Raw genomic sequence first — 14,445 nt, 5'->3', positions numbered from 1 at the left:
CTTTGCGGGCGTTGGCGTTAGCGGAAGACGACGGTGCGGGTGTTATTGAGCAGGACGCGGTGCTGGCAGTGCCATTTGACGGCCCGGGCCAGCGCCTGTGTTTCGGCGTCCCGGCCCACGGTTACCAGCGCATCCGCGTCCAGGCTGTGGTCCACCCGGAACACCTCCTGCTCAATGATGGGTCCCTCATCAAGGTCTGCCGTCACGTAGTGGGCGGTGGCCCCGACGAGCTTCACGCCGCGGTCGTAGGCCTGGTGGTACGGCTTGGCGCCCTTGAAGCCGGGCAGGAAGGAATGGTGGATGTTGATGGCGCGGCCGCGGAGGCTTTCGCACAGGTCGTTGGACAGGACCTGCATGTAGCGGGCCAGGACCACCAGGTCCGCGTTGTACTCGGCCACCAGTTCCAGCAGCCGGGCCTCGGCTTCGGGCTTGGTTGCTGCAGTCACCGGAACGTGGATGAAGGGCAGGCCCGCGGCCTCCGCCATGGGACGCAGGTCCTCATGGTTGGAAACCACGACGGCGATCTCCGCACCAAGGCTTCCGGCCTGCCACCGGAAGATAAGGTCGTTAAGGCAGTGGCCGAACTTCGAGACCATGATCAGCAGCCGCTGGGGCTTGCCGTCGTTGAAAGTGAAGTCCATGCCGAACTCGCCGGCGATTGGGGAAAACTCACCGGTGAGGCTGTCCACGTCGTGCGAGTTGAGGTCGCCGGCGGTGAAGGCCGTGCGGAGGTAGAGCTTGCCGCTGACGTGGTCGTCGAACTGCTGGTGCTCCACGATGTCGAAGCCGCGGTCCGCCAGGAAGGCCGTGACGGCGCGGACGATGCCGGGCTGCTCGGGGCAGGACAGGCTGAGGACGAACTGGGCCTGGCGGGTGGTGGGGCCCGCCGTGGCGGCGGCGGCTGCGGCGGTGCTGCTGGCAGGGGCGCCGACAGTGGCGCTGCCTGACGGGATGTTCTCGATAACGATGGTCATGGCGTGCTCCTAAAGTGTGGGTGCCGGTTTGATGGCGTCAACGGGTTTCGCCGGTGGTGGCGCCGGCTTTCGGGGAATCGCTGCTGGTTGCATCACTGCCTGGACTGTCTCCCGGGCAGGTGCCGTCCGGGCAGCGGTCGCCGCATTCATGCTTGGTGACAAGGTCGAACTGGACGCCGCCATGCTGGTCCACGCCGGTTCGGATGGCGCGCTCCACTACGGAGTCCGCCAGCCGCCGCCGCAGGGACAGCGGGTCCCGCCGCAGGTCCTTGACCAGGGCGAAACAGAGCAGCAGCATGACCAGCACGAACGGCAGGGCGGCCACGATGGTGATGCGCTGCAGGCCGGACAGCGCCTCGGAGGGCTCATCACCGCCGGCAAGCATCATCACGGCGGCGACTGCGCCGGTGAGGAGGCCCCAGAAGATGACCAGTCCGCGCTTCGGATCGGAGGATCCGTTGGAGCTCAGTGACGCCATGATGATCGACGCCGAGTCGGCACCGGTGATGAAGAAGATGGCCACCAGGACCATGGCAAGGACGATGACGGATGCGGTCAGCCAGCCCGGCATGGACATGTTCCGGACCAGGTCGAACAAGGCTCCGTCGAAGTCGATGGACGGGGAGCCGCTGGCCATGGACACCAGTCCCGGAGTGCCCGCCTTGTCCGCGTCTTCCTGGACCTTGAAGGCCGTGCCGCCAAAGATCCCGAACCAGATGACACTCACGATGCTGGGCACCAGCAGGACGCCGGTGACGAACTGCCGGATAGTGCGGCCGCGGCTGATGCGGGCGATGAACATGCCCACGAAGGGCGTCCAGGACACCCACCATGCCCAGTAGAAGATGGTCCAGCCGGACATCCAGGTCCGGAGCGCCTCATCACCAACGGCCTCGGTGCGTGATGACATTTCCGCCAGGTCCCTGGCGTAGTCGCCCACTGCAGCGGGGATGAGGTTGAGGATGAACAAGGTGGGCCCGGCGACGAAGACGATGAGCGCCAGGAGCACGGCCAGGACCATGTTGATGTTGGACAGCCACTGGATGCCGCGGCTGATGCCGGACACTGCCGAGGCCACGAAGCAGGCTGTCAGGACGGCGACGATGGCCACGAGGACGGGGGTGCCGATCTCGCCGATCCAGCCGTTCGACGTCAGGCCGCTGCCGATCTGGAGGGCACCGAGGCCCAGGGAGGCCGCCGTGCCGAAGAGCGTGGCGAAGATCGCCAGGATGTTGATGAACTTGCCCACCGGCCCTTCCACCGTCCTGATGCCGAACAGCGAGGTGAACGCCGCGGAGATCAGCTGACGGCGGCCGAGGCGGTAGGTGCCGTAGGCCATAGCGATGCCGACGACGGCGTACATGGCCCAGGGGTGCAGCGTCCAGTGGAAGATGGAGGTGGCCATGGCGGTCTGGATTGCCGCGGGCGTGCGTCCGTCCACCGTTCCCGGCGGCGGGGAGATGTAGTGGTACAGCGGTTCAGCCACACCGTAGAACATCAGGCCGATGCCCATGCCGGCCGCAAACATCATGGCGATCCAGGAGACTGTACGGAACTCGGGCTTTTCGCCGTCCTTGCCCAAGGGGATGTTGCCCCATTTGCCGAGGGCCAGCCAGAGGACAAACACAACGAACAGCGAGGCCAGGACCATAAAGAGCCAGCCGGTGTATTCCATCACCCAATCCAGGGCGAGGGTTGAGGTGGCGGCCAGGCTGTCCCGGCCCAGGAAACCCCAGGCCACGAAGGCCAGGGCGAGGACACCGGTGATGCCGAAGGTGGCCTTGTCCAGGGTGAGTTTCCGGTTCCGGCGCTCAGCCACGGCCTGTTCGGCCTTGGTCTGGCGGAGTTCCTGCATGATCTGTTCGGTGTCTTCGGCCTCGAACCCAGGATCGTGGGAGGCGGGGAGGTCTTCTGCTTCGGGCCAGACGTCGTTGTCCGGACGGGTTTCACTGTTTAAAGCCATGAGCAGGTCCTTTAGTTCGGATTCACGGGCTGGCGCCTGGACGTGGCCGTCCATCCGCCGTGGGGGACGTTGGGGACGTCCGTCGATTCAGTGATCACGATGTCGCCATCGATCGCAGGTAATTCGTGGTGGCGTACCGGGAGTTCGGCCGCTGGCGTCGACGCTTCCCCCTTGTGCACGGTGGTCCTTTGTCTTTGTTCGGGGACAATCGATGAGTTCTGCTATGAACAACAGCACTCGCAATATGCAACAGAGTGCGTCAGCTCACACGGCTTGTCAAGGGTTTTTGCTTCTATTGCGCCCCCTCCGCGTCTTATTGCGGGAATCCTTGACAGCGGGCACGCCAATGATCATCCTGTTTCAAATAGCGCATGCCGTTGCGTAATAAGCAATCGGGCAATTGCACAAGAATGTCGGATGCATGCCGCCAGGCCGGCATGGCCCGCCTCCCGATCCCGGCCCGCACGCACGCACGGAAAGACCCCGGACGTTCGTCCGGGGTCTTTCCGTTATGAGGCGCAGGTACAGCAGCTGGCTGGCCCCGCTGCTCGGCGTATAAGGCTGTTCGGCGCCTAACCCCCGATCGTCGCCAGGACTGCCCCGGCGTTCACCACGCCGCCGGCTTCCGCCCGGATGTCCATGACGGTTCCGCCCCGGTGGGCGGCGACCTGGGTTTCCATCTTCATGGCTTCAAGGACGACGACGGGGTCCCCCGCCGCCACTACGGCGCCCGGCTGGACGAGCCACTTCACCACAGTCCCCGCCATGTCCGCGCGCAGCTCACCGGGGTGGGCAACGGTAGCCACGGGGCCGCCGTCGTTCTCCCCGTTCCAAGAATGCCCGTTGAGGGAAACGCCCGTGGGAACGCCGGCGCCTGAACGTGCCCAGCCATCCAGCAGGGCCGCGGGAAGGCCGACGGCGTGGCGCCGGCCATCGACGTCGACGGTAATGGTGCGCCGCGCACCGTCCGGAACGGAGGTGCCGAACCGGGGATCAGCCGGGATGGAATCCGCGAAGTCCGTCTCGATCCAGCGCGTGTGGATCCCCAAAGCGGTTTCAGACGTGAAGTCCGGCGCCTCAACCACGGCACGGTGGAACGGCAGGACGGTTGGCACACCGGCGATGTCCATTTCCGCCAGGGCGCGGCGCGCCCGGCGGAGCGCCTGCTGCCGGTCTGCTCCGGTGACGATCAGCTTGGCCAGCAGGGAATCGAACTGCGGCGCAACAATGGATCCGGCCCGGACCCCAGAGTCCAGCCGGATGCCCGGCCCCGTTGGGCCGCTGAACGTGGTGATGGTTCCGGGGGAGGGCAGGAACCCCCGCCCCACGTCCTCGGCGTTGAGCCGGAACTCGAACGAGTGCCCGCGGGGTTGGGGATCGGCCGCGATGCGCAAGGGCTCACCGGCAGCGATCCGCAGCTGCTCCTGGACCAGGTCCACGCCGGTGGTTTCCTCAGTGATGGGGTGCTCCACCTGCAGCCGCGTGTTCACCTCAAGGAACGCCACGGTGCCGTCGGCGGCCACCAGGAACTCCACCGTCCCGGCCCCCGTATATGAGGCTTCGCGGCAGACCGCCTTGGCGGCGTCGTAAATCTGCTGGGTCTGATGGTCTGTGAGGAAGGGCGCCGGGGCCTCCTCAACCAGCTTCTGGTGCCGGCGCTGGAGCGAGCAGTCCCGCGTTCCCACCACCACCACGTTGCCGTGCCGGTCCGCCAGGACCTGCGCTTCCACGTGCCGGGGCCGGTCCAGGTACCGCTCCACGAAGCACTCGCCGCGGCCGAAGGCCACCACCGCTTCACGGACCGCCGAGTCAAAGGCTTCCTCGATTTGGTCCATGCTGCGCACCACCTTCAGCCCCCGCCCGCCGCCGCCGAAGGCAGCCTTGATGGCGATGGGCAGGCCGTGCTCTTCCGCAAAGGCCCTCGCCTCCGCGGCTGAGGACACCGGTCCGTCGCTGCCGGCCACCAGGGGCGCACCCGCGCGGACGGCGATTTCGCGGGCCGTGATCTTGTTGCCCAGCAGCCGGATGGCCTCCGGCGCGGGCCCGATCCACGTCAACCCGGCATCCAAGACGGCCTGTGCAAAGTCCGCGTTCTCGGACAGGAACCCGTATCCCGGGTGTACGGCGTCCGCTCCGGACTCGGCCGCGACGCGCAGCAGCTTGGGGATATCCAGGTAGGTTTCCGACGGCGCGTTTCCGCCCAGGCTGTAGGCCTCGGTGGCCGCGCCCACGTGCAGGGCGTCGGCGTCCACATCCGCGTAGACAGCCACGGACTCCAGGCCGGCATCCTCGCAGGCACGGGCGATGCGGACGGCGATCTCTCCTCGGTTGGCAATCAGGACCTTGCGCATGTGCTGCTCACTTTTTCTGGGAATCGTTGGGGGAAGTGCTGGACGGTTCAAGGGGCAGGCCGTATCCGGGCGCCCAGCGGAACCTGATGCGGCCGCCGATGGGGACCTGGGCGGCGAGGTCCAGTTGGTGGTCCACCACCACGCCAACCACGGGGTAGCCTCCGGTGATGGGGTGGTCCGCCAGGAACAGCACGGGCTGCCCCTCCGGCGGGACCTGGATGGCGCCGGCCACGGTCCCCTCGCTGGCCAGTTCCCCGTCCCGGCTCCGCTTGAGCGGTTCACCGTCCAGGCGCATGCCCACACGGTTGGAGCGCGGCGTCACCGTCCAGTCCTGGGCGCAGAGCGATTCCAGCGCGGCGGCGTCGAACCAGTCATCGCGGGGGCCGGGCACGACATCCAGGACCGTCACTCCGGTGTCCGGGAAGTCCGGCTGCAGCTCGGGATTCCCCACCACGTTGGAGGACGTGGCCGCTCCGGCGGCCAGCACCTGCCCCGGGGCCAGCGGCGAGGGCCCGATCCCGGACATCGTGTCGGTGGACCGGCTGCCAAGCACGGCTTCGGCATCGGCGCCGCCGCGGATGGCGAGGTAGGAGCGGAAGCCGCGTTGGGGCGCTCCCACGGTCAGGATTTCGCCGTCCAGCAGGGCAAACGCCGTGGCCATGGGGACCTCGCGGACCCGCTCCGGCCGGCCGCCGCCGTCTGTACTTTCAGCTTTGGCACCTACATCCGCCGGCGTCACAACAGTCAGTGCCGCCGGCGCGCCTGTCACTGCAAGCACCTGGTCACCCACGGCCTGCACGCGCAGCCCGCCGGCAACGGTTTCGACGACGGCGGCCGAAGGCTCGTTGCCCACGATGCGGTTGGCGCGGCGCAGGGAGGAACGGTCCAGGGCCCCGGCAGCAGAGACGCCGAGGCCGCCGTAGCCGGGCCGGCCAAGGTCCTGGACCAGGCTCTGCAGCCCCGGCGAGAGGATCCGCAACCCGGAACGGACGGCGGGCCCCTGTTCCTCCGGCGCCTCCGGCTGCACCGTAGCCGCGTCCGGGGCGGAAAGCTCCACGAGCTCGCGTACCGCCCGGAACTGCACCCGGTCCCCCGGGGCAACCAGTGCAGGCTGCTCCCGGCCGAGGTCCCACATCCGTGCGGCGGTGCGGCCAATCAGCTGCCAGCCGCCCGGGGACTGCCGGGGGTAGACGGCGGAATAGGTGCCGGCCAGGGCTACGGATCCGGCGGGAACCGCGGTCCGCGGGGAGCTGCGGCGCGGGACTTCCAGCAGCTGGTTCTCCCCCACCATGTATCCAAAGCCGGGGGCGAAGCCGCCGAAGGCGACGGTCCAGACCTGCCCCGTATGGGCTGCCACAACACCCTCAGCACCGAGGCCGGTGAGCCGTCCCACGTCGGCGAGGTCCTCGCCGTCGTACACGGCCTCGATGACCACCAGCTTGCCTTCCGCCTGCGCGTGGACCGCCAGGTCCAGCTCCAGCAGCCGGGCAGCCAGCCGGCGCGCGGCCTGGGGCGAGTCCGCCTTGACCATCACGGTTTCCGCGGCCGCCAGGACCTCGACCTGGCCGGGGAGCGGGTGCTCCAGCAGGAGGGCCTGCAGCGCCAGCACGTCCTGGAGCCCGGAGAGTTCGGCGAGCACCGCCGTCGTGCCCACCGGCCGTACGGCCAAAACACGGGGGGCGAGCACCCGGGACGCGGTGGTGGGGTTGGTGACTGTTTCCATGGCAATCCGCGCCGGTCAGGCGTGGCTCTCCTGCGCGTGGCCGTTGTGGAGCAGGCGGAGGTCCGCTTCCGGCTGAGGGTCGCGGCCCAGGCGCATGCCCACAATGGTGATGACCGCGGTGAGGGCGATGTAGCCCGCGATCAGGTGCCAGCCGCCGGACGCTGCGCCGTACAGGGCGGTGAAGATCAGCGGTGCCACGGCGCCGCCGATCACACCGGCCAGGGTGTAGGCCAGCGAGCTGCCGGCGTAGCGCAGGCGGGCCGGAAACTGCTCGGTGATGAACGCGGCCTGCGGGCCGTACATAAAGGCGTGCAGGGCCAGGCCGATCACCACGCCGATAGTCAGCATCACCACGGATTTGCCCTGGATCATCAGGAAGAACAGCGGAATGTAGGCTGCGGTGGCCGCGGCGGCCACGCCGTAGACCCAGCGGCGGTTGAAGCGGTCCGTCAGCGCACCGGCGGCCGGGATGAGGAAGAGCTGGAACGCGGAGCCGATGAGGATGGCGGCCAGCACGTTGCCGGTGGTCATGCCGAGTTCCTTGGTGGCGTACACGGCCACGAACACGGTGAACAGTGCGTAGAGGACGTCCGGGCAGAGGCGCGAGAGGGCTGCGGAAACCAGGGCCCGGGGCTCGCGGGTGAAGACTTCCTTGATGGGTGCCTTGGGACGGTCGCCTTTGGCCTGGATGGCCTTGAACACCGGGGTTTCCTCCAGCTTGAGGCGGATCACGAGGCCGAAGACCACCAGGATGGCCGAGGCGAGGAAGGCTACGCGCCAGCCCCAGGAGAGGAAGGCCTCGGTGCTGAGCGTGGCCGCCAGGACAGCCAGGGCGCCGTTGGCCATCAGGTTGCCGGCCGGCGGACCGATCTGTGCAGCGGAGGACCAGAAGCCGCGCTTGTTGGGATCACCGAATTCGCTGGACAGCAGCACCGCACCGCCCCATTCACCGCCGACGCCGATGCCCTGGGCCAGGCGCAGGAGCACCAGGATGGTGGGGGCTGCGACGCCGATGACCGAGTAGTCGGGCAGCGCACCGATGAGGACCGTGGCGACGCCGATCAGCACCAGGGTGAACACGAGGACGTACTTGCGGCCGATCTTGTCGCCAAGGCGGCCGAAGATCACGCCGCCGATGGGACGGGCCAGGTACCCCACCGCGAAGGCCGAGAAGGACAGGAGCAGGCCCACGAACTCGTCATTCGAGGGGAAGAAGATCTTGGGGAACACCAGCGCCGAGGCGACGGAGTAGATGGCGAAGTCGTAGTACTCAAGCGACGTGCCGGTGAGGCTGGCGATGTAGGCCTTCAGCGCACCGGCCGGCGGCTTCCTTGCCGCGGTCCTTGCTGCCTTGTTGGTGCTGGTCATGTTTTTCCTCCGGGGGTGAGGGGTGGTGCGGAGGCCAGTGAACGGCCGGGAAAGGGGTTTAGAGGAACGAGCCGATGCTGACGCCGGCGTCCTCAAGAGCGGACTTCACTGCGGTGGCCATGGCTACGGCCCCGGGCGAGTCACCGTGCACGCAGATGCTGTCCGCGCGGATCTTCAGGACGGAACCGTTGATGGTCCTGACGGACCCCTCGGTTGCCATCCGTAATACATGCTCCGCCACTTCGGCGGGGTCGGAAAGGACCGCACCTGGCTGGCTCCGGGAAACGAGTGTTCCGTCCGGGTTGTACGCGCGGTCCGCGAACGCTTCGGTAACCGGGCGCAGCCCCGCTTCCCCTGCAAGCCGCAGGACTTCGGAACCGGGAAGTCCCATGATGGGCAGGCCGGGGTCAACCGCTTTCACGGCCTCGACGACGGCCTGGGCCTGGGCGGTGTGGTGGATGATGGCGTTGTAGAGGCCGCCGTGCGGCTTCACGTAGCGCACCTGGGCTCCCTCTGCGGCGGCCAGCGCCTGCAGGGCACCGATCTGGTACACCACGTCGTCAGCCAGTTCAGTGGGCTGGATGTCCAGGAAGCGGCGGCCGAAACCGGCGAGGTCCCGGTAGCCGACATGTGCACCGATGGCAACGCCTGCGGCAGCCGCTTCGCGGCAGGTGCGGCGGATAACGCTGGGATCGCCGGCGTGGAACCCGCAGGCAACATTGGCGCTGGTGACGGAACGGAACATGGCGGCATCGTCACCGAGCGTCCAGTGTCCGAACGATTCGCCAACGTCGCTGTTTAGGTCGATGCTTGCCACTTGTGATCTCCATCTCATTGAGCGGTCCTTACTAGGATGCACTAAATCTACGGATTGTTCAACAATCCTTCGATTCGACGATGTGACGATCGTGTAAATTCTGAAGTATGCCCGCCCAAGAGACCACACTCCGTTCCGCAGGCCGCCTCCGGGTGGCCGTTCCTTCCGTGGCGGAACGGGTGGCTGACGAACTCCGCCTGCAGCTGGCCGAGGGAGCCCTGCTCCCCGGGACACGCCTCACCGAGTCCACCATCGCCGAGGACCTGGGGGTTTCCCGCAACACGGTGCGGGAGGCCTTTGCGGAACTGGCCAGCGAGCGGCTGGTGGTCCGCCACCCCAACCGGGGCGTTTTTGTCGCCAGCCTCGGGGCGGATGACATCCATGACGTCTACACGGTGCGCCGGGCCATCGAGGTGAGCGCGCTGCGCGCGGGCGGGCGCCCGGAGGACGTGGCCGCCGTCCGGGCCGCCGTGGAGGAAGGCAAACGTGCTGCGGCTGCCGGTGACGATGACGCGGGGGGCACCGCCAACCAGCATTTCCACGGCGCGATTGTTGCCTTGGCCCGGAGCCCGCGGCTGAACACCATCATGGCCCAGGTCCTGGCCGAGATGCGCCTGTTCTTCCACAAAGCCACCGCGGACTCACACTTCTACCAGCGATACCTGCCGGACAATGAGGCGATCTGCGAGGCACTGGAAGCCGGCGAGCTGGACCGCGCCGCGGATCTCCTGCTGGCGTACCTGGACCGATCCGAGGACAACCTCAGCAGCGTGCACGGGGACAGCCCGGAATAAGTTCAGCCCCCGCTGCGGAAACGAATTACCGGCGCCCGGTGTAACCCATCTTGGCGCTGACCTGGAGGCCGCCCTGCTTCAGCGCCTCTATGAGTCCCGGGGCCTTTTCCGGATCAAAGCGGAACGCCGGGCCGGAAATGCTGATGGCCCCGATCACGGCGCCCAGGTGGTTGTAGACCGGAACGGCAACAGCGGTCAGCCCGATCTCGAACTCCTCCCGCACCAGGCCGTAGCCTTCGCGGGCGACGTCGATCAGCTGGGTTTCGAGTTCCTTCCGGTTGGTGATGGTCCGGGGCGTCCGCGCCTTGAGTCCCGTCTCCTTCAGGATGCGGTCCCGGTCTTCCGCCGGCAACCCGGCCAGCAGGACCTTCCCGCTCGAGGTGGCATGCAGCGGCGTCAGGTTTCCCACCCAGTCATAGGTGGCCAGGGTTGACGGGCCCATCGCCTGGTCCACGTTGACGGCGTAGTTGGAGCGGAGGACGGCCAGGTTCACCGTTTCCTTGAATTCCTCCGCCAGGGCCTCGAGGACGGGCCGGGCCTCCCGGACCAGGCTGAGCCGCCCCGGAATAGAGCTGGCCAGCCGCAGGATGCCGAAGCCCAGCTGGTACTTTCCGCGGTCGCTGTTCTGGTGGACCATTTCCCGGCTCACCAGCGAACCGAGGAGCCGGGAGACGGTGGACTTGTGGATGCCCATCTCCTCGGCAATGTCGCTCACGCCGGCATGGCCGTCCCGCGCCAGGATCTCCAGGACCGCGAGGGCCCGGTCAACGGACTGGACACCGCCGTGCTGGCCCGCTTCAGCGTCGACATCGGGTTCGCGTTCATTCTTCGCAGCCATGACTAATACTCTCAAGTAGCCTGCGCCAAGGAGAAATTAACGGAGGCCGTTGCTGTGCGCGAGCGCCATTGCTTCGGTACGGGAGGAGGCGCCGAGCTTCCGGTAGAGGTTGCGGAGATGGAATTTCACCGTGTTCTCGCTGATGTGGAGCTTCGCAGCGATGCCCCGGTTCCGCTGGCCCGCAGCCAGGAGCTGGAGGACCTCCAGTTCACGCTCCCCCAGGTTCCAGCCCGCGACGTCGGCCGCCGGGCGGGCAGGTGGGTCGAGCGGGAGCGTGACGGCGACGTCGGCGCCCCAGCCCGGCATCACATCCACACCCATGCTGCCGTTGAGCGCCTCAACCCGCTGGACCAGGCGTGCCACGGCAGGTGACGCCGCGGAAAGCTCGCCGGGACCGTCGTCGCGCACGTTGACCAGCAGGTTCGCGCCGTCGCAGTCCCACTGTGTCCGGATCCGGCGCACTCCCTGCTGGTCCACCATGGCCAGCACCAGGCCGCGGACGATCGCCCTGGCGGCGTGCGCCACTTCGCCCGGCAGCGCCCGGCCGTTGACCGGCGGCTCGATGAACTGGACATCGATGCCGCTGAAGCTCATCAGCGGGCGCAGGTCCTCGCGGAGGCGCTGGAACGCGGACGCAACGGGCTCCTCCACCAGGTCGGTGGTGCGGTCACTGACCGTGCGGAGTCCCACCAAGGCCTTCGCCGCGGCGTCCGTTGCCGCCGTCCGGGCAGCGGCGTCTGCCAGCGCCGGCGACCTCAGCGCCGCGAGCAGGGTCTCAAGGGTGGTGGAGTGCTGGTCCACCAGTTCGGCGGTCACGCGCAGGCGTTCGGCCGAGGCCGCGCGGGACTCGATGAGGTACGACGGCGGCGCGTCGGCCACCTTTTCGCGGATCCGCTCGGCTGCCAGCGTCCAGAGGTAATGGAGGATCCAGTGCGGGTCCGGGCCGGCGACCGGGGCGTGGATGGGCTGCGGATCGGAAAGGACCAGCAGCGCATTGCTGGGCGACGACACGGCGAGGAGCGGGCGGCTCTCGCCGCCAAACACGGCTTCGCCGCTCCAAGCCGCACCGCTCCGGGCTGCACCGCTGTTCCCTTCAGCGGCGAGCGTGGTGCGGATGGCGTCCAGTTCCGCGATGGACACGCGGCTGATGATGGCCTCGGCGCCGGCCTTCTTCTGCGGCCGGCCGGTGCAGTCCTCGGTGAAGATCACCAGTGCGCTTGATTCCCAGTACGGGCTGAGGGCGGCCCTCAGCCGGTGGGCGATGTCCATCAGGGGAGCCGCGGCCAGTGCGGCGACTGCTTCAAGCAGGGCTGTTTCGGAGCGTTCCACCCGCCCAGTGTACGGGCCGGGCACAGGACACCCACCCCTTTGGATAGCAAAAACCGTCCCATCATGGCGTTGGGCCCACCCAACTGACGGGCGAGCATTGAAAGGTCTACTACGTTCAAGGAGGTACGGGCATGGACACCATCGCAGCAACAGACCCGGCAACCGTGGCGGGTTCACCCCTGACCGGCACCGCCCGGGCCTTTGACCACAACCGCACCCTGGTCCTGGATGAGGTGGGCAGCGTCTTCCGGCGCGTCGACCCCGCAGAGGTCGCAGCCCTGGTGACCGAGCTTCGGCTGGCGGACAGGGTCTTCGTCACCGGTGCCGGCCGCAGCGGCCTGGTCCTGAAGATGGCGGCGATGCGGCTGATGCACCTCGGCCTCACGGTCCACGTGGTGGGCGAGACCACGGCACCCGCCATCCGTGCCGGGGACCTGCTGCTGGCAGCCTCCGGTTCCGGCACCACCGCCGGTGTGGTCAAGGCAGCGGAAACCGCCGCCGCCCAAGGCGCGCGCGTGGCCGCCTACACCACCAGCAGTGGTTCCCCGCTCGCGGCAGCCGCTGCCGCCGTCGTCCTCATCCCTGCCGCACAGAAGACGGACCACGGTTCGGCGGTGACCCGGCAGTACTCGGGAAGCCTCTTTGAGCAGGTGCTGTTCGCCACCACCGAGGCGGTGTTCCAATCCCTGTGGGACGAGGACGCTGCCGCCCCCGAGGATCTCTGGCAGCGCCACGCAAACCTCGAATAAGTTTCCGCTCCCCCTATCCGCTGTTCCAACCCGAAAGAGAAGAACAATGAAACTGCAAGTAGCCATGGACGTCCTCACCGTCGAAGCCGCCCTGGACCTGGCCGGAAAAGTCGCCGAGTACGTGGACATCATCGAACTGGGCACGCCGCTGGTGAAGAACGCAGGCCTTGCCGCCGTCACCGCCGTCAAGACCGCCCACCCGGACAAGATTGTCTTCGCGGACATGAAGACCATGGACGCCGGCGAACTGGAGGCCGACATCGCGTTCGCCGCCGGCGCCGACCTGGTTTCCGTGCTGGGCAGCGCCGACGACTCCACCATCGCAGGCGCCGTCAAGGCCGCCAAGGCCCACAACAAGGGCATTGTGGTGGACCTGATCGGCGTCCAGGACAAGGTAAGCCGCGCCCAGGAGGCCCGCGCACTGGGTGCCAAGTTCATCGAATTCCACGCCGGCCTGGATGAGCAGGCAAAGCCCGGCTACAACCTGGACGTGCTGCTGAACGCCGGCGAAGAGGCCCGCGTGCCTTTCTCCGTCGCCGGTGGCGTGAACCTGTCCACCATTGAAGCCGTGCAGCGCGCAGGCGCCGATGTGGCCGTCGTCGGCGGCTCCATCTACAGCGCCGACGACCCCGCCGTCGCCGCCAAGGAACTGAGGGCAGCGATCATCTAGCTTCCAGCGGGTCGGGTCAGGCAGTGGCAGGGCCCCGCGGCGCAGCAGCCCTGGGGGCGGCTGCGCCGTGGCCCCTCGGCCACATGTGAACGGCCATAACGAACGCCCACGCGGCCAACAGCACAAGGGCCACCAGCCGCGGCGCCGAATCGAAGAGGCCAACATAGGAAACCATGACGCCGTGGACAACCCAGGCGACCCCCGAGGCTGCAGCCAGCCAGCCAGGCCAGCGGGCATAGGCGTGGCCAAATGCCAGGGCAAGGCCGAAGAAGACCAGCGTGAGCCCAAGCAGGATATTGGAATAGCTTTGCAGCGCGTACTCGGTCCACCTCAACCCCATGGCGGCCGAAAGGGCGGCAGGTTCCTGGTCCGCGGGGGCCTTGGCCCAGGCATCCACTGCCCATTTGAGCGCAACACCGTCCACCGCCTGGAGCATGGCAATGGCAGCCGCGGTCAGGATCATCGCGGCGAGGCCAAAGCGTGCCAGCGGACTTGGCCCTTCACCCTTGCCCAGCATGGCAAAGTACAGGGCGACCAGTCCGCCGAAGAACACCAGGCCCGCCACCCACTGGGTGAAGTGGATGGCGATCCAGTCGCTGCGCTCTGCGTACTCCCTGAATACCGCCGTGTGGTTCATGACATCTTCCCGGGACGGGTGGACCGCCGTGGCGGCCACCAGCAGGACCACGCCCAGGGGAAGCGCCACCGCACCGATTCTTGCCCAAAGTGCACTTGGCTCCGCACGAGTTTCCATCGCATCCTCCACTCCAAGCCGGATGCATACCCTCGGCATGTCACCCGCCAGGGGACGCATTGCCAGGCTTTCGATTGCTTCACATTTTGGCTGGAGCGGGCGGCACTTCGCCCGC

Annotated in this window: 13 protein-coding genes; 3 read left to right on the top strand and 10 right to left on the bottom strand. The window is 67.7% G+C overall.

The genetic code is table 11. The features are described 5' to 3' along the window. Positions 1–17: 17 nt before the first annotated feature. The 7 genes from purU to KTR40_RS00930 all read right to left on the bottom strand — a co-directional run bounded on the left by purU (position 18) and on the right by KTR40_RS00930 (position 9,196). A complete protein-coding gene (gene purU / locus KTR40_RS00960) occupies positions 18–974 on the bottom strand; it encodes a formyltetrahydrofolate deformylase (protein WP_139027420.1) in 957 nt (318 codons plus the stop codon). Positions 975–1,011: 37 nt separating this feature from the next. Further along, complete coding sequence (locus KTR40_RS00955) at positions 1,012–2,937, bottom strand: BCCT family transporter (RefSeq protein WP_228404997.1); 1,926 nt, start codon at positions 2,935–2,937, stop codon at positions 1,012–1,014. A gap of 11 nt (positions 2,938–2,948) precedes the next feature. Then, a complete protein-coding gene (locus KTR40_RS00950) occupies positions 2,949–3,116 on the bottom strand; it encodes a hypothetical protein (protein ID WP_171058874.1) in 168 nt (55 codons plus the stop codon). Positions 3,117–3,509: 393 nt separating this feature from the next. Further along, positions 3,510–5,288, bottom strand: coding sequence for a biotin carboxylase N-terminal domain-containing protein (locus KTR40_RS00945; protein ID WP_228404996.1), 1,779 nt, complete (start codon positions 5,286–5,288; stop codon positions 3,510–3,512). 7 nt (positions 5,289–5,295) lie between these two features. After that, positions 5,296–7,011 (bottom strand): 5-oxoprolinase/urea amidolyase family protein, encoded by a 1,716-nt coding sequence (locus tag KTR40_RS00940; RefSeq protein WP_228404995.1) that lies wholly within the window; start codon positions 7,009–7,011, stop codon positions 5,296–5,298. Between the two features lie 15 nt (positions 7,012–7,026). After that, the gene (locus KTR40_RS00935) at positions 7,027–8,379 is read right to left on the bottom strand and encodes an MFS transporter (protein ID WP_139027416.1); all 1,353 of its coding nucleotides are present in this window, start codon (positions 8,377–8,379) and stop codon (positions 7,027–7,029) included. Between the two features lie 58 nt (positions 8,380–8,437). Beyond that, on the bottom strand, positions 8,438–9,196 hold the full coding sequence (locus KTR40_RS00930; RefSeq protein ID WP_228404994.1) for a LamB/YcsF family protein: 759 nt from the start codon (positions 9,194–9,196) through the stop codon (positions 8,438–8,440). A gap of 107 nt (positions 9,197–9,303) precedes the next feature. On the opposite strand from KTR40_RS00930, the gene KTR40_RS00925 reads away from it, so the two are divergent. Continuing rightward, complete coding sequence (locus KTR40_RS00925; protein ID WP_228404993.1) at positions 9,304–9,990, top strand: GntR family transcriptional regulator; 687 nt, start codon at positions 9,304–9,306, stop codon at positions 9,988–9,990. 25 nt (positions 9,991–10,015) lie between these two features. Here the strand turns inward: KTR40_RS00925 and KTR40_RS00920 are convergent, their stop codons facing one another. Both KTR40_RS00920 and KTR40_RS00915 read right to left on the bottom strand, forming a co-directional pair. Beyond that, entirely contained in the window at positions 10,016–10,828 is an 813-nt protein-coding gene (locus tag KTR40_RS00920; RefSeq protein WP_228404992.1) for an IclR family transcriptional regulator, read from the bottom strand. 36 nt (positions 10,829–10,864) lie between these two features. After that, complete coding sequence (locus KTR40_RS00915; protein WP_228406209.1) at positions 10,865–12,097, bottom strand: response regulator transcription factor family protein; 1,233 nt, start codon at positions 12,095–12,097, stop codon at positions 10,865–10,867. A 191-nt stretch (positions 12,098–12,288) separates the two neighbouring features. Here KTR40_RS00915 and hxlB point away from each other — a divergent pair, with 191 nt between their 5' ends. Then, positions 12,289–12,906, top strand: coding sequence for a 6-phospho-3-hexuloisomerase (gene hxlB / locus KTR40_RS00910; protein ID WP_228404991.1), 618 nt, complete (start codon positions 12,289–12,291; stop codon positions 12,904–12,906). A 46-nt stretch (positions 12,907–12,952) separates the two neighbouring features. Continuing rightward, positions 12,953–13,576, top strand: a complete 624-nt coding sequence (gene hxlA / locus KTR40_RS00905) for a 3-hexulose-6-phosphate synthase (RefSeq protein ID WP_228404990.1) — start codon at positions 12,953–12,955, stop codon at positions 13,574–13,576. A 16-nt stretch (positions 13,577–13,592) separates the two neighbouring features. Here the strand turns inward: hxlA and KTR40_RS00900 are convergent, their stop codons facing one another. Next, positions 13,593–14,282, bottom strand: coding sequence for a hypothetical protein (locus KTR40_RS00900; protein ID WP_228404989.1), 690 nt, complete (start codon positions 14,280–14,282; stop codon positions 13,593–13,595). Positions 14,283–14,445 lie beyond the last annotated feature (163 nt).

Origin of the sequence: Pseudarthrobacter sp. L1SW, from assembly GCF_020809045.1 — a bacterium.
Lineage (GTDB): Bacteria > Actinomycetota > Actinomycetes > Actinomycetales > Micrococcaceae > Arthrobacter.
Note: the sequence above shows the minus strand (reverse complement) of the source record. Positions and strands in the feature narration are given on the sequence as shown.